The organism is Ponticoccus litoralis, assembly GCF_039769985.1.
GTDB classification, from domain to species: Bacteria; Pseudomonadota; Alphaproteobacteria; order Rhodobacterales; family Rhodobacteraceae; genus Ponticoccus; species Ponticoccus litoralis.
The window spans coordinates 535,946-549,783 of the sequence record NZ_JBDNCH010000004.1 but is presented as its reverse complement, the minus strand read 5'-3'; the positions used below and the strand labels follow the sequence as shown (position 1 = coordinate 549,783).

Below are 13,838 nucleotides of genomic sequence, written 5' to 3'. Positions count from 1 at the left end.
GGCCGCGCGAACTGTTCGCGCGGCCTTCGCCTTTTCATTCCCTTTCAGCCCGCGTCAGCTGTTTTCCTTGAGCCTCGGGTCGAGGAAATCGCGCAGCCAGTCGCCGATGATATTGAAGGCGAGCACCGTGAAGACAATTGCCATCCCCGGGAAGACGGCCAGCCACCACTTGTTGGACAGCAGGTGATCCCGGCTTTCGGACAGCATCGACCCCCAGGTCGGCACGTCCGGCGGCACCCCCAGCCCAAGGAAGGACAGGGCCGCTTCCGACAGGATCACGCTGGCGACGTTGAAGGAGGCGATGACCGTCAGCGGCGCGATGATGTTCGGCAGGATGGTACGGAACAGGATCGACAGCGTACCGTCGCCCATCGCGCGCGCGGCCTCGACAAACTCCTTTTCCTTGAGGCTGAGCGTCTGGGCGCGCACGATCCGGGCATAGGTGATCCACTGCCCGATACCCAGCACGAGGATGATGTTTCCCAGTCCCGGCCCGAGCACGACCAGGAACATGATCGCAAGCAGGATGAAGGGAAAGGCCAGCTGGATATCCCCCAGACGCATGATGACGTCGTCGACCCAGCCCCCGAAGTAGCCCGAGACCAGGCCAAGCATCGTGCCCAGCGTCCCGCCGACCACGATGGCCGCGACCCCCACCAGCAGTGACACCCGCGCCCCGTAAAGCAGCCGCGACAGCACGTCCCGGCCCAGATGGTCGGACCCCAGCCAGTATGTGCCGCCGCGCGCGGCCTCGGCGCCCGGCTCCATCAGGCGCATGATGATGTTCTGCCGGTTCGGATCAAAGGGGGCCAGCCATGATCCGAAGATCGCCACGAATGTCACCACGAAGAGGATCAGCATTCCCACCAGCGCCCATCGGCTGGCCACGAGGCTGGCGAAGGCACGGCGCATTTCCCGCTGCCGGTGTGACACCCGGCGCGCCGGTGCCATCTTCATCCGTACCGTTGGTTCGACATTTGCCATGCTCGCCCCCTTCAGAGCTTCACGCGCGGATCAAGGCGCGAGTAGATAAGATCGACGATCAGGTTCAGCAGGATGAAGATCACCGCAAGCAGGATCACAGACGCCTGGACCACGGGAATGTCCCGCTGGTTGATCGCGTTGAAAACAAGGCGCCCGATGCCGGGATAGGAGAATACCGTCTCGACCACGACAACGCCGCCCAGCAGGAAACCGAACTCCAGCCCGATCATCGTGACCACCGGCAGCCAGGCATTGCGCAGGGCGTGATGCACGATCACCCGCCGCTCGGGGATGCCCTTGGAGCGGGCGGTGCGCACGTAGTCCTGCTGCAACACTTCGAGCATAGACGAGCGCACCAGCCGCGCGTTGCGCGCCAAAGTGTAGGAGCCCACGGCAACTGCCGGCATGACCATGTAGTAAAGGCTGCTCGGCAGGTTTCCGAAGGCGGTGGAAAAGTCGCCCTCCAACAGGGGCTTCAGGAATGGCACATGCCCCGAGATCGGGAACCAGCTGAGATACAGCCCCAGATACATGATCATCATGATCCCCATCCAGAAGTTGGGAATCGATTGCCCCAGCATGGCAAATGTCATGATGCCGCCATCAACCGGCTTGCCGCGCTTCAACGCCGAGTAGATGCCAAGCGGGATCGACAGGGCAATGGCCAGAACCAGCGAGAAGACGGTAAGCTCGATGGTCGCCGGCATGGCGGTCAGGACCACGTCCATCGCCGGCTGGCGATAGCTGAGCGATGTGCCGAAATCGCCGTGAAGCACATCCCACAGGAAGCTGAGGTATTGCACATACAGCGGTTTATCGAACCCCAGCGCCTCGCGCGCCCTTTGGATTTCCTCGGCACTGGCGGCCTCGGACACAAAGAGGTAGGTCGGATCGCCTCCGATTTGAAGCGAAACGAAGCTGATCAGTGTCACACCGATGATCACAATCACGCTCTGCCAGAGCCGTCGTATCAGGAAAGTCGACATCCGTTCCGCCCCTCAGATGTTGTCACAAGCCAGGCCGACATTGTCGCGCCACGCTTGCGTTTTCCGTTCACCGTACAGGCGCTCATTTCTCTCTCCCACAGTCACCCCCGTTGTTCATTGCCGCCTATCCCCGCGCTCCGGGTTCCGTGCTTCTTGACAAGAGAACTTATCCTGCACCAAGGTAGCCACCATATTGTCGACAGTAGACCAATGAAATCACGCAGGACCGACCGGCGTCAAGAAGCCAAATCAAAATTGGCACGCTGAACAGAGGCGGCGGACCCTAGAGATGCGGAACAGGGGAGAGAAATGACAGCATTGCAGAGCCTGACAATGGCGCAAGCGGCTGGCGCGTTGCGGGAAACAGCGCGATGATGCCGGAACCCGCGGACATCAGCCAAGACGCCACCACCGCGCAGACACCGCTTTTGCGCGTGCGCGATCTCCAGACGACCTTCAGGCTGGGAAAGGCGCTGTCGGTTCAGGCCATTGACGGCGTCAGTTTTGATCTCAATCCCGGCGAAACCGTCGCGATCGTCGGCGAGTCCGGGTCCGGAAAGTCGGTGACGAGCCTGTCGATCATGGGGCTGCTGCCCAAGGGCGTGGGCCAGATCACCGCAGGCAGCATAGAGCTTGCCGGGCGCGACATCACCCATCTGCCAGAGCGCGGGATGCGGAAGATCCGGGGCAAAGAGATCGGCATGATCTTCCAGGAACCGATGACAAGCCTCAATCCCGTCCACACCGTCGGGGCGCAGATCGCGGAAACGGTGATGGCGCATGAAAACCTGTCGAGGGCCAAGGCACGGGCGCGCGCCATCGACATGCTCGACCTCGTCGGCATCCCTGAACCCAAGCGCCGGGTGGACAACTTCCCGCACGAGATGTCAGGCGGCATGCGGCAGCGCGCGATGATCGCCATGGCCACTGGCCTGCGAACCGCGTGTCCTGATCGCGGACGAGCCCACCACCGCGCTTGATGTCACCATCCAGGCGCAGATGCTGGACCTGATGATGGATCTCCAGGACCGGATGGGGATGGGCATCATCTTCATCACCCACGATCTTGGCGTGGTGGCCGAAGTCGCGGATCGCGTGGTCGTGATGTACTGCGGTCAGGTCATCGAGACCGGCGATGTGCACACCATCTTCGGGCGCCCCCGGATGCCCTATACCGCCGGGCTCATGAACTCGATCCCAAAACTCGGCTCCTCGCTGAAAAATCAGAAACTCGAAGCGATTCCGGGAACCATCCCGCCGCTGACCAACACTCCAGCGGGCTGCCGTTTCCATCCGCGTTGCGGCTTTGCGACGGATCTCTGCCGGGAAACCGCCCCCTTTTGGAATCGGAAGCCGGCCACCTGGTGCGCTGCCTGCGCTGGCGCGAACTGGAACTTGAAGGAACGACCGACGCATGACCGAACCGCTGGTACAGGTCCAGGACCTCAGGAAATTCTTCGACATTCGCGGCGGCGTGCTTCAGCGCGTCGTGGCTCAGGTAAAGGCGGTCGACGGCGTCAGCTTCGACATCGGGCGCGGCAAGGTTGTCGGCCTCGTCGGCGAAAGCGGGTCGGGCAAGACAACCGTCGGGCGCACCTTGTTGCGTCTTGAACAGGCCACCTCCGGTGTCGTCCGGATGGACGGCGTCGACATCATGGCGCTGTCGCCCTCCGAACTGCGCGCCTATCGCAAACGGATGCAGATCATCTTTCAGGACCCCTACGCAAGCCTCAACCCACGCGAGAAGGTCCGCGAGATCCTCACCCATCCTCTGAAACTGCACAGGATCGGCAGCGCCTCGGAGCGTGACGACCGCGCCGAGATGCTGATGGACAAGGTCGGCCTGACCGCAGACCACCTCGACCGGTTCCCGCACGAGTTTTCCGGTGGGCAGCGCCAGCGAATCGGCATCGCCCGGTCGCTGGCCGTCGAACCGGATTTCATCGTGGCAGACGAACCCGTTTCAGCGCTGGACGTGTCCATTCAGGCCCAGGTGATCAACCTGCTGCAAGACCTGACACAGGAGTTCCAACTCACCATGCTCTTTATCGCGCATGACCTCGCGGTGGTGGAGCATTTCTGCGACGAGGTGATTGTCATGTATCTTGGCAAGGTGGTCGAAAAGGCCCCGGCTGCCGATCTCTATGCCCGCCCGAACCACCCCTATACCGAGGCGCTGATGTCCGCTGTGCCCCGCCCGATACCGGGCCGCCGTCGCGAACGGACATTGCTCAAGGGGGATATCCCCTCTCCGATCAACCCGCCCTCGGGTTGCGTGTTCCGCACGCGCTGCCCCATGGCAACCAGCGAATGCGCCGACGTGGTCCCCCCTGAAGGAGATCGCCCCCGGCCATCTGAGTGCCTGCATCCACAGGGGCTGACCCGCGCCTCCCCGCGCCACCGGTCGGACGCGCTTGACACCCGCCGTCAAAGAACACTTGACACCAACAAGGGATACTGGCCATTGTCCACCTACGCATTGTCGACAACGTACAGAATGCAGAGCGATAGGCGACAAGGTGTCGCCATGGAGCCACACCGTATTCAATCCGCGAGTCGACGATCTTCCGGTGGCCGGAACTTTCGACACGGCCCTTGCTATAAGGGGATCAAGCACCGTAGGCGGCCTTCTGGCCGCGTACCGGTCGCTTGCAACGCCAATGCCACGTCTGGCTGGAGGGCCACGAAATGACAGAGACGACTCCCTGAACGACGCCTCGACCGTGGGTGACATCGCCCCCATCGAAAACTCACCGTTGCGTGTGCTTGTCGCAAAACGCCTGCGGGACGCGATCGTGAATGGCCGCCTGAAGCCCGGCACCCCGCTTGTGGAAACGGCTCTGGCGCAGCAGATGAACGTATCGCGCGCGCCGATCCGCGAAGCCATTCAGATACTGGAAAACGACGGGCTGGTCGAAACCATCGCCTACAAGGGCAAGCGGGTGAAACCGCTGACGCCCCGCGAGGTTGAGGAAATCTACAGCCTGCGCGAAACCTTCGAGGTGATGGCCGCAAGGCGGATCATCGAGAAGAAAGCCCCTGTCACCAGCCTGCGGGATGCCTGCACATCCATGCAGAGAGCCGCCGATGCGGGCGACCGCGAGGCGCTGATCGCCGCGGACGAGGCATTTCACAGGTCGCTGATCAAGTCGTCGGACCACGATCTGCTGCTTGCCACCTGGGGCAACCTCTACCTGCGCATCCACCAGATCATGTCCCTGCGACGCAGCGACAAGCGCGATCTGACCGAAATCGCCGCCAACCACCCCCTATCGTCGACGCGCTGGAAGCCGGCGACGAAGAGCGCGCGGTCGAGTTGATCTCGATCCACACCCGAAATCTGGAAGACTTCAACCCGGAGCTGATTGCCGGCACCGGCTAGCATCCGGCCTGATGCGCAAAGGCAGACAGGCCGGTCAAACTCCCGACTAGAACAGAAATCAAAAGCCAAAGTCGGGCATCACATGACCAACAGGTGAAAGGATGACCACATGTCTGTCTTGAAACGTTTGCTTGCGACGGGAAGCGCAGGCCTTCTGGCGACCAGCGCCGCAATGGCGCAGACCAATGACGAAACCCTCGTCGTCGGCCTGAGCGCCGACATCACCACCATGGACCCCGCACAAATCTCCTCTCGGGACAATTCCAACGTCGCGCGCCACGTGTTCGGCACGCTGATGAGCATCAGCGCCGAGGGCGAAGAGATCCCGGACCTTGCGGAGTCGCGGGAAGTCACCGAGGACGGTCTTGGCTATATCTACACCCTGCGCGACGGGCTGACCTGCCATGACGGCGAGGCCTTGACCGCCGAAGACGCGGCTTATTCCTTCAACCGCGCCGGGGACCCCGAAAACGGCTTTACCGGCAACACGCCGGGCTTCGTCTTCTCGTCGATCAAGTTCGACAGCGCCGAGGCGCTGGACGATCTGCGCGTCCAGATCAACCTCAAGGAAAAGAACCCCATTGCCTTCGGCCTGATCGCCGAGGTCATGATCCACTGCAAGGACAGCTACGAGGCGATGAGCCACGATCAGGCGGCCACGAGCCCGATCGGGTCGGGGGCCTACAGCCTCGCCGAATGGTCGCCCGGCGCCTATATCGAGCTCGAGCGCGTCGACCCCGACATGGCCTTTGAAACCCTTCGCTGGCGGATCATCCCCGAGGCCTCGACCCGTGCCGCGGAACTGATGGCCGGGAATGTCGACATCATCACCAACCTCGCCCCCGACCAGATGGACGCGATCAATGCCCGCGAAGGCGCCGAGGTTGTCGCAATCCAGGGCACCCGGCGCATGTATGTCGGCTTCAACCTGTCCGACGAGATGGCGAAACAGCCCGGCGGCGATGCAATCCAGGACCCGATGGTCCGGCGCGCGCTGCAATACGCGGTGGACGTTCCGACGATTTGCCGCCAACTGCTCAACTTCGAATGCGAGCGGATGACCGGCCTCGTGAACCCGCCCAACGACAACAAGAGCCTCTCGCCCTATCCCTATGATCCCGACAAGGCAGAGGCCATGCTGGACGAGGCCGGCTGGCCCCGCGGCGAGGATGGCACGCGCTTCAAGATCCGCTTTCAGGCCGGACCGGGCCGCTACCTGAACGACGCCAGCGTTGTCCGGGTTATCGCTCAGTACCTTGGCGATGTGGGGCTGGACATCGAGCTTGACCTGATGGAATGGTCCTCGGTCTACATCCCGCTCATCCGCGAACGCAATGCCGGTCCGCTCTACTTCATCGGTTCGGGTGGCGCCCTGTGGAGCCCGCTCTACGATATGGCCGACCTGTCGTCGGTGGACGCCGGCACCAACTACACCCAGTGGGACGACCCCCGTTGGTTCGACCGCTGGACCGATGTCAACGTCGCCGAAACCGAGGAAGAGCAGCGCACCGTGATCGACGAGATGCTTCAGGTGTTCTACGACGATGGCCCCTGGCTGCACCTCTACTTCCAGCCGGATTTCTATGGCGTGAGCGACCGCCTCGACTGGAGCCCGCGCCCGGACGAGAAAGTCTATCTCTTCAATGCCAAGCTGAACTGACCCGCCGACAGCAACGCCGGGGCGGATTGCCCCGGCGTTGCCTCTTTCCGGCCCCCTCCGGCAATGCCCTTCACGACGGGCCACTCCGCTCGGCGGGCCTGCTGTCCTGCACGTAGGTCGTCAGGTTCTGACCCGCCGACGCGTTTCCGGAGACCTGTGCAAAGGCGGTCGTGCTGACAATCGCGTCCGGGGCAGGTCACCGTGAACGCTGCCCCGGGCCGGCTGGTCCCGTCAGACCATTCGCAAGAGCGCGTCGACGGCGATGGTCCGGTCCTCGAAAACCATCAGCGGATTCACGTCGAGTTCGATCAGGCTGTCGGCATGCGCCTCGGCAAACTGCGCAACCGCCATGATCGCGTCGATCAGCGCCTCGCGGTCGGCAGCCGCCTGACCGCGGTACCCATCGAGTAGTTTCGAGACCTTCAAAGCGGATATCGCCTCGGCCACGTCGCGACGGCTGACCGGGAACAGAAGCGATTGCGCATCCTGCAAGAGCTCAACCAGAATGCCCCCCGCCCCGATCACGAGCACCAGCCCGAACTGGGGGTCCCGGGTGATCCCGACGATGAGCTCGGCCAGAGGCTTCGGCTGCATGCGCTCCACAAGGAAGCGATCGGACAGCCCGGCCATGGCGTCGGCTGCCGAGGTCAGCGCTTCCGCATCTTCCAGGCCGAGGGCAACACCGCCAAGGTCGGACTTGTGGGTCATGTGACTGCCCGCCGCCTTCAGCACCACCGGATAGCCAATGTCCTCGGCGGCCGAAACCACATCGCCGCGCCCGACCAGGCGCCCCTCTGGCACGGGCAATCCGAAAGTGGCCAGCAATCGCTTGCTGGCGGCTTCATCGACGACCTTCGCGGCGTCACCGGCCAGCACCGGCACCGATTGCATCGGTTCGGCGCCACGCCCTGCGGCGGCCTGGCGCTGCAAACGGCCGATGGTGGCCGCCGCATCAAGCGCCGCGAGCGCCTCGTCGAACCCGAACATCGGGATCAGGCCCAGATCGACTGCCAGGCGGCTAACCTCCGGTGGCATGTTCTCGGGCAGTGACGAAGCCAGAAGCGAGACACCGGGCGCGGCTTTGTGTGCCTCGGCAAAAGCCATAATGGCCGCGGTCCAGTTTTCGGTCGCGCAGCGGTCCGAGCGCGGGAAGTCAAGCAGCATCAGGCGGGCGTCATAGCCTGAACGCAGGACTTCCGTGAAGGTCCTCGCCTGTGCCTCGCGCTTGCCCCAGTCAAACGTGTGATAGTCGAAGGGGTTCGAGACATGCACGAGCTCATGCGTGGTGGCCGAGATGCGCGCGTGGTCCTCCGGCGAGAACTCGGCGAAGTCCAGGTCACGGGATTCGGCCAGATCAGCGATCATCGACGCCTCGCCCCCGGACACGCTCATCGAGACGATGCGATTTCCCGCCAGCGGCCCCGACATCGACAGCAGCTTCAGAGTTTCAACGAAGACCGGAAGCGTGTCGACCCGCGCGATGCCATATCTTGCGAAAAGCGCATCGTAGAGCGAGTCGTCACCGGCAAGCGTCGAGGTGTGGCTTACCGCGATCTTCGCGCCCGCTTCCGACCGTCCGGTCTTCAGCGCCACGATGGGCACCCCCTTGGCAAGCGCGCGACTGGCCGCGGCAGCAAAGCGCGGCACATCCGGCAAGCCTTCGATAAGCAGACCGATGGCGGTCACCCGTTCATCATTCAGCATGGAATCGATAAACTCGGCGACACCGGACTGCGCCTGATTGCCAAGCGAAACCAGATACGAAAGCGGCAAGTGCCGCTTCTGCATCGTCATGTTCAATCCGATTGCGCCGCTTTGACTGAGAACCGCCACGCCGCTCTCGGACGGATCGGCCCCATGCTCGTCGGGCCAGAGCGCGACGCCATCCATGAAGTTCACGAAACCCAGGCAATTCGGGCCCTGGATCGGCATGTCACCGGCAGCCGCGACAAGCGCGTCCTGGCGCGCCTTGCCCTCGGCGCCCACCTCTGCAAAGCCCGAGGCGAAACACACCGCGCCGCCGACGCCCATGGCATTCAGCTTGCGCACGATGTCGATCGTTGCCGTGTGATTCACGCCAATGAACACGGCGTCGGGCACCCCGGGCAGATCGTCGAGACTGTCGAAGCATGGCACACCGGCCATCTCCGCACTGGAGGTGCTGATGGGCCAGATCTCTCCGGAAAAGCCCATCAACTTGCATTGGCGGACAACCTGCCCGCACCACCGGCCACCAATGACGGCAATCTGCCGCGTACCGTAGAAACCGATCGAGACGGGAGGTGTCAGCCATCTTCGTCACCGTGCTTCAAGCGGGCGCAGCAAGGCGCGGGAAATGATGTGTCGCTGAATTTCGCTGGTGCCGTCGTAGATACGCTCGACACGCGAATCCCGCCACATGCGCTCGAGCGGCAGATCGGTCATCAGACCCATGCCGCCGAAGATCTGCAGGGCTTCGTCAGTGACAAAGCCGACCATCTCGCTGGCATAGACCTTGGCCATGGCGAAGTCTTCGTCGCGCGCGATGCCCTGATCCTGTTTCCAGGCCGTGCGAAGCGTCAGCAGTTCGGCGGTTTCGATGCGGGTCTGCATGTCAGCCAGCTTGAAGCCGATACCCTGGAACTTGCCGATCGTCTGGCCGAACTGCTTGCGCGTCGCGGCATAGTCGAGGGCCAGCTCCATCGCGCGCTGCGCACGGCCAACGCTGGTTGTCGCGAGCCGCAGGCGCTCTGGGCCCAGCCAGTCACCGGCAACATCAAAACCCTTGTCCAACTCGCCCAGGATCTGCGACTTGTGCACGCGGCACTCGTCGAATTCGAGAATGCAGTTGTGATAGCCCCGGTGCGACACCGAATCGTAACCCTTGAGGATTTCGAAACCCGGCGTGCCGCGGTCGATCAGGAAGCAGGTAATGCGCTTCTTCTTCCCGCGCGCGGTGTCGTCTTCACCGGTTGCAGCGAACACGACAGCAAAATCGGCAATATCGGCATGGCTGATGAAGTGCTTCCGCCCGTTCAGAATGAAATCGTCGCCATCGGCTTTCGCCGTCGTTTTCATCGAACGGACATCCGAACCCGCTTCGGGCTCGGTCAGGCCAAAGCAGTCGATTTTCTCACCGGATATGGTCGGCAGAAGATAGGTCTCGCGCTGCTCGCCCACGCAGGCCTGCAGGATGTTGCTGGGGCGGTGGACGACGGATTGCAGACCCAGGTTGGCCCGCCCCAGTTCACGCTCCAGCAAGGCCAGCGTGACCGCATCGAGCCCGGCGCCGCCGACTTCGGCGGGCATGTTCGGAGCGTAGAACCCCATCTCGAGAGCACGCTTCTTGATCCGTGCGCGCACCTCGGGCGAAATCTGATCGGTTCGCTCGACTTGTTCCTCGTGCGGGTAGAGCTCCTCCTCGACGAACGTGCGCGCGCTTTTGACAAGCATTTCCTGTTCTTGGGTCAGGGCGAAATCCACGGCTCACTCCTAAAGTTTGTCTGTCCCATCCACCGAAATCCGGCTGGATGGCCTGTTCCTCAACTCACGGCGGCCACCTGCGGAGGGCCCGTGACAGCCTGAATTGTACCATTCAGTATAAAAAGAACTACTTCAAGATTTTTTAGTCCCCTGCGGGCAAATTTTAATGGAAAAAGGCGCCCTAGCCCTTTGCCATGGGGGTCACAGCCGGAAGATCTGCGGCGTTCAAGATGGCTTCGCGTCCGCCCAGAGCTTCAATGAGCGCATGTTGGTCCTCGAATGCCTGCGCACTCGCCAGATCAGGGTCCACGTGTCGGCGCATCTCCTCGGCGCAAGCCGCAACGATGTGCTGATGCTGCCCGCCGGGCACGAGGTCATGAATCTCGGTTGGGTCGGCTGCAAGATCGAAGAGCTGCGGCGCAAGACCCGCGTGATGCACGTATTTCCAGGATTTCCAGCGCAGCATTGTCGTCCCGGTGATCGAGCCGTAATCGTGATACCCCGAGATGACGCTGCGGTCGTCCGGCGCAACCAAGCCCGCCGCATCCTGCAGCGCCCGACCGGTTCGCGTCTCGTCCAGCGCAAGGCCCGCCGCACGCAGCGCCGTTGCATGGATATCCAGATGCGAACAGGTCGCTTCGGAGACAATCCCGGACGGAAACCCCGGACCGGCGGCAATCAGCGGCACGCGCACCGATCCTTCGTACATGTAGGATTTTGTCCAAAGCCCGAGATCACCCAGCATCTCGCCGTGGTCCGAGGTAAACAGAACGACGGTGTCGTCCAGCCTCCCGGCGGCTTCGAGACCGTCCAGCACCCGACCGACACATTCATCAAGAAAGCTGGTTAGGGCCATGTAATAGGTCCGAAGCTCGCGCACATGCGCCTCGTCCCGAAAGAACCGGGCGTAATGCAGATTCCCCTCCAGACCGGCGGTCGCCGGGTGGGCCTGCACGCTCGGGTGCTTGTCGGGCGGCGCAACATAGGTATCCGGCAGGGGCACCCGGTCAGGCGGATAGGCGTCTCGAAAACGTTCCGGCACGATCAGCGGGTGATGTGGCGTGACGAAGGACACAAACATCGACCAGGGGCCTTCATCGCCATGCGCGGCCAGCCATTCCCCGGCGCGTCGCGCCACGGCCTCGTCATGCCTTGTGTAGTCGGAATCGCCCCAGCCGACGCTGTCGACGAAATCCTCGATTCCGTCCATCTTCTTGGCGTCGGGGCGCAGCATCACGAACGGATAGCCTTTGCCGTCGATCACGTGGGTCGGCATGATCTCTTCAACGAAACCGTTGTCATCATCTTGCGAACGATAGTGCAGCTTGCCGACCGACACGGTCCGATAACCGGCATCGCGCAGGGCATGGTGCCAGCTGTCGGGAATCCCGGTGTAGGGCTGGGCGCTGCTCCAACACCGGGTCCGGTGCACGTCGAAACCCGTCGCTATCGATGCACGGGAAGACACGCAGATGGGCGAGGCGCAATAGCAGGTGCTGAACCGCGTTCCGCGCGCAGCGAGACGGTCAAGGTTCGGTGTGTCCACATGCGCGCTTGCGGCGCCCAATGCGTCCCAGCGCTGCTGGTCGGAACAGATGACGATGAAGTTCGGCTGGCTCATGACAGGATCCTCCTGCGATCTATACTTAAGAACTTATAAAAAAACTTTACAGTACAAAATAGATTCATAAGGTGCCAAAACGGTCGGGCAGACAAGAGTGTCTACCGAACCAGACGGAGGAGCCCCAGATGCCGTTCTCAAAGAAAATCACCCGCGAACCCGCACCGGCGAACCCGAACCGCCGCTCGGTCCTGAAAGGGGGCGCGGCCCTTGGAATGGCCACGTACCGCCGGGCTGTGGATGCCCGCCGCCGCTGCCGCTGCCGCCGAACCCGTGCGCGGCGGGCATGCGATCTTTGCAATCGGCAAGGCGAGCACCAGCGACAACCTCGATCCGCGGATCGTTCATGCCGATTTCATGACGATCACGCGCGTCACCCTGCATGACACGCTGTTCGAGATCACCTCGACGGGCGACATCATCCCCAGCATCGCCGAAAGCGCCGAAGCGAATGACGACGCCACTGTGTGGCGGGTTGCAATCAAGCCCGGCGTGACGTTCCACAACGGACAGGCCGTGACGGTCGAGGACGTGGTGAACTCGATCAACCTGCACATCGCCGAAGGCTCGATTTCGCACCTCAAAACGGTGATGAGCCATCTCGACCGCATTGAGGCCGACGGCAACACCGTGATCTTCCACCTGACCGAAGGCGATGCCGATTGGACGGCGAACCTTGCGGAATACGCGCTGTCGATCCTGCCCACCAAGGACGGTGCGTCGGATTGGCAATCGGGCATCGGCTGCGGCCCCTACCGCCTTGTCCAGCTGGAACCCGGCGTGCGCGTGCGGGTCGAGAAGTTCGAGAACGACCACCGCTCTGACCGCGGCTGGTTCGACAGCGTCGAGATGGTGGCCGTGAACGATGCCTCGGCGCGCGTGAACTCGATCATGTCGGGAGAGGCGCATGCCATTTCCGAGGTGTCGCCGATCGTTGCGAACCGTCTGGCCCGCGCACCGGGTGTCAACGTCCTGTCGCGCACCAGCCCCGGCTACTGCGCTTTCGACGCACAGATGACCATGTCGCCGATGGACGACCGGAACGTGCGCCTGGCGCTGAAGTACGCGATTGATCGCGAGGAGTTCGTCGAGAAGATCCTTGCGGGGCATGGCACGGTGGCGAACGACCAGCCGATCGGCCCGACGTACCGCTACCACGCGGAAATCGAACAGCACTCCTACGATCCGGACCGCGCCCGATTCCACCTGAAAGAAGCCGGGCTTGACGGTCTGAATATCAAGCTGTCGACCAGTGAGGCCGCTTTCGCAGGCGCCGTCGACGCCGCGCAGCTCTACAGCGAGTCGTCCCGTGCCGCCGGAATCAACATGTCTGCCTACCGCGAACCGGCTGACGGGTTCTGGACCAATGTATGGGGCAAGGTGCCGTTCTGCGCGAGTTTCTGGACCGGTCGCCCGACCGAAGCGCTGATCATCTCCCTGGCCTACGGCAGCGATGCCAGCTGGAACCTGTCGGGCTTCACAAGCGCCACGCTGGACAGGCTCGTTGCGCAGGCCCGGGCAGAGCAAGACGAAGCGAAGCGGGCCGAGCTGTTTGCCGAGGCGCAACGCCTTCTCAACAAGGACGGCCCCTCCGTCATGCCCGCCTTCTACAACGTGGTCGATGCGGTGTCCGACCAGATCGGCGTCACCGAAACCGATGTCTCGACCGCGCCGCTCGACAGCCGCTATGCGGTGAGCCGCTGGTGGTTCAAGTAAATCAGGCGGATCGGGGTCTTCCGCATA

10 protein-coding genes and 1 pseudogene are annotated in these 13,838 nt (G+C 62.8%); 6 read left to right on the top strand and 5 right to left on the bottom strand.

The features are described from left to right. Positions 1 to 54: 54 nt before the first annotated feature. On the bottom strand, positions 55 to 984 hold the full coding sequence (locus ABFB10_RS23315; RefSeq protein WP_206563613.1) for an ABC transporter permease subunit: 930 nt from the start codon (positions 982 to 984) through the stop codon (positions 55 to 57). An 11-nt stretch (positions 985 to 995) separates the two neighbouring features. Beyond that, positions 996 to 1,970: an ABC transporter permease subunit gene (locus tag ABFB10_RS23310; RefSeq protein ID WP_206563614.1), complete on the bottom strand. Its 975-nt coding sequence runs from the start codon at positions 1,968 to 1,970 to the stop codon at positions 996 to 998. Positions 1,971 to 2,341: 371 nt separating this feature from the next. Here ABFB10_RS23310 and ABFB10_RS23305 point away from each other — a divergent pair, with 371 nt between their 5' ends. The 5 genes and pseudogenes from ABFB10_RS23305 (at position 2,342) to ABFB10_RS23285 (ending at position 7,012) form a co-directional block, all read left to right on the top strand. Beyond that, on the top strand, positions 2,342 to 2,950 hold the full coding sequence (locus tag ABFB10_RS23305; RefSeq protein ID WP_347168567.1) for an ATP-binding cassette domain-containing protein: 609 nt from the start codon (positions 2,342 to 2,344) through the stop codon (positions 2,948 to 2,950). A gap of 19 nt (positions 2,951 to 2,969) precedes the next feature. Further along, positions 2,970 to 3,287, top strand: a pseudogene (locus ABFB10_RS23300) (oligopeptide/dipeptide ABC transporter ATP-binding protein); the annotation flags it as partial. 97 nt (positions 3,288 to 3,384) lie between these two features. Next, a complete protein-coding gene (locus tag ABFB10_RS23295) occupies positions 3,385 to 4,662 on the top strand; it encodes an ABC transporter ATP-binding protein (protein WP_430523069.1) in 1,278 nt (425 codons plus the stop codon). A 31-nt stretch (positions 4,663 to 4,693) separates the two neighbouring features. Then, positions 4,694 to 5,290 carry a GntR family transcriptional regulator gene (locus ABFB10_RS23290; protein WP_347168566.1) on the top strand — a complete coding sequence of 199 codons (597 nt, stop codon included), beginning with the start codon at positions 4,694 to 4,696 and terminating at the stop codon, positions 5,288 to 5,290. A 171-nt stretch (positions 5,291 to 5,461) separates the two neighbouring features. Next, a complete protein-coding gene (locus ABFB10_RS23285) occupies positions 5,462 to 7,012 on the top strand; it encodes an ABC transporter substrate-binding protein (protein ID WP_347168565.1) in 1,551 nt (516 codons plus the stop codon). A gap of 231 nt (positions 7,013 to 7,243) precedes the next feature. Here ABFB10_RS23285 and ABFB10_RS23280 read toward each other — a convergent pair whose 3' ends face one another. The 3 genes from ABFB10_RS23280 to ABFB10_RS23270 all read right to left on the bottom strand — a co-directional run bounded on the left by ABFB10_RS23280 (position 7,244) and on the right by ABFB10_RS23270 (position 12,095). Next, positions 7,244 to 9,259 (bottom strand): acetate--CoA ligase family protein, encoded by a 2,016-nt coding sequence (locus ABFB10_RS23280; protein ID WP_347168631.1) that lies wholly within the window; start codon positions 9,257 to 9,259, stop codon positions 7,244 to 7,246. Positions 9,260 to 9,310: 51 nt separating this feature from the next. Next, positions 9,311 to 10,474, bottom strand: coding sequence for an acyl-CoA dehydrogenase family protein (locus ABFB10_RS23275; RefSeq protein ID WP_347168564.1), 1,164 nt, complete (start codon positions 10,472 to 10,474; stop codon positions 9,311 to 9,313). 181 nt (positions 10,475 to 10,655) lie between these two features. Then, complete coding sequence (locus ABFB10_RS23270; protein ID WP_347168563.1) at positions 10,656 to 12,095, bottom strand: sulfatase family protein; 1,440 nt, start codon at positions 12,093 to 12,095, stop codon at positions 10,656 to 10,658. 210 nt (positions 12,096 to 12,305) lie between these two features. Between ABFB10_RS23270 and ABFB10_RS23265 the strand changes: the two genes are divergently transcribed. Continuing rightward, complete coding sequence (locus ABFB10_RS23265; RefSeq protein WP_347168562.1) at positions 12,306 to 13,811, top strand: ABC transporter substrate-binding protein; 1,506 nt, start codon at positions 12,306 to 12,308, stop codon at positions 13,809 to 13,811. Positions 13,812 to 13,838 lie beyond the last annotated feature (27 nt).

What these genes read in the sequence shown, in the direction of transcription:
- ABFB10_RS23315 (WP_206563613.1), bottom strand. Translation starts at nt 984, where the DNA reads ATGGCAAATGTCGAACCAACGGTACGGATGAAGATGGCACCGGCGCGC.
- ABFB10_RS23310 (WP_206563614.1), bottom strand. Translation starts at nt 1,970, where the DNA reads ATGTCGACTTTCCTGATACGACGGCTCTGGCAGAGCGTGATTGTGATC.
- ABFB10_RS23305 (WP_347168567.1), top strand. Translation starts at nt 2,342, where the DNA reads ATGATGCCGGAACCCGCGGACATCAGCCAAGACGCCACCACCGCGCAG.
- ABFB10_RS23295 (WP_430523069.1), top strand. Translation starts at nt 3,385, where the DNA reads ATGACCGAACCGCTGGTACAGGTCCAGGACCTCAGGAAATTCTTCGAC.
- ABFB10_RS23285 (WP_347168565.1), top strand. Translation starts at nt 5,462, where the DNA reads ATGTCTGTCTTGAAACGTTTGCTTGCGACGGGAAGCGCAGGCCTTCTG.
- ABFB10_RS23270 (WP_347168563.1), bottom strand. Translation starts at nt 12,095, where the DNA reads ATGAGCCAGCCGAACTTCATCGTCATCTGTTCCGACCAGCAGCGCTGG.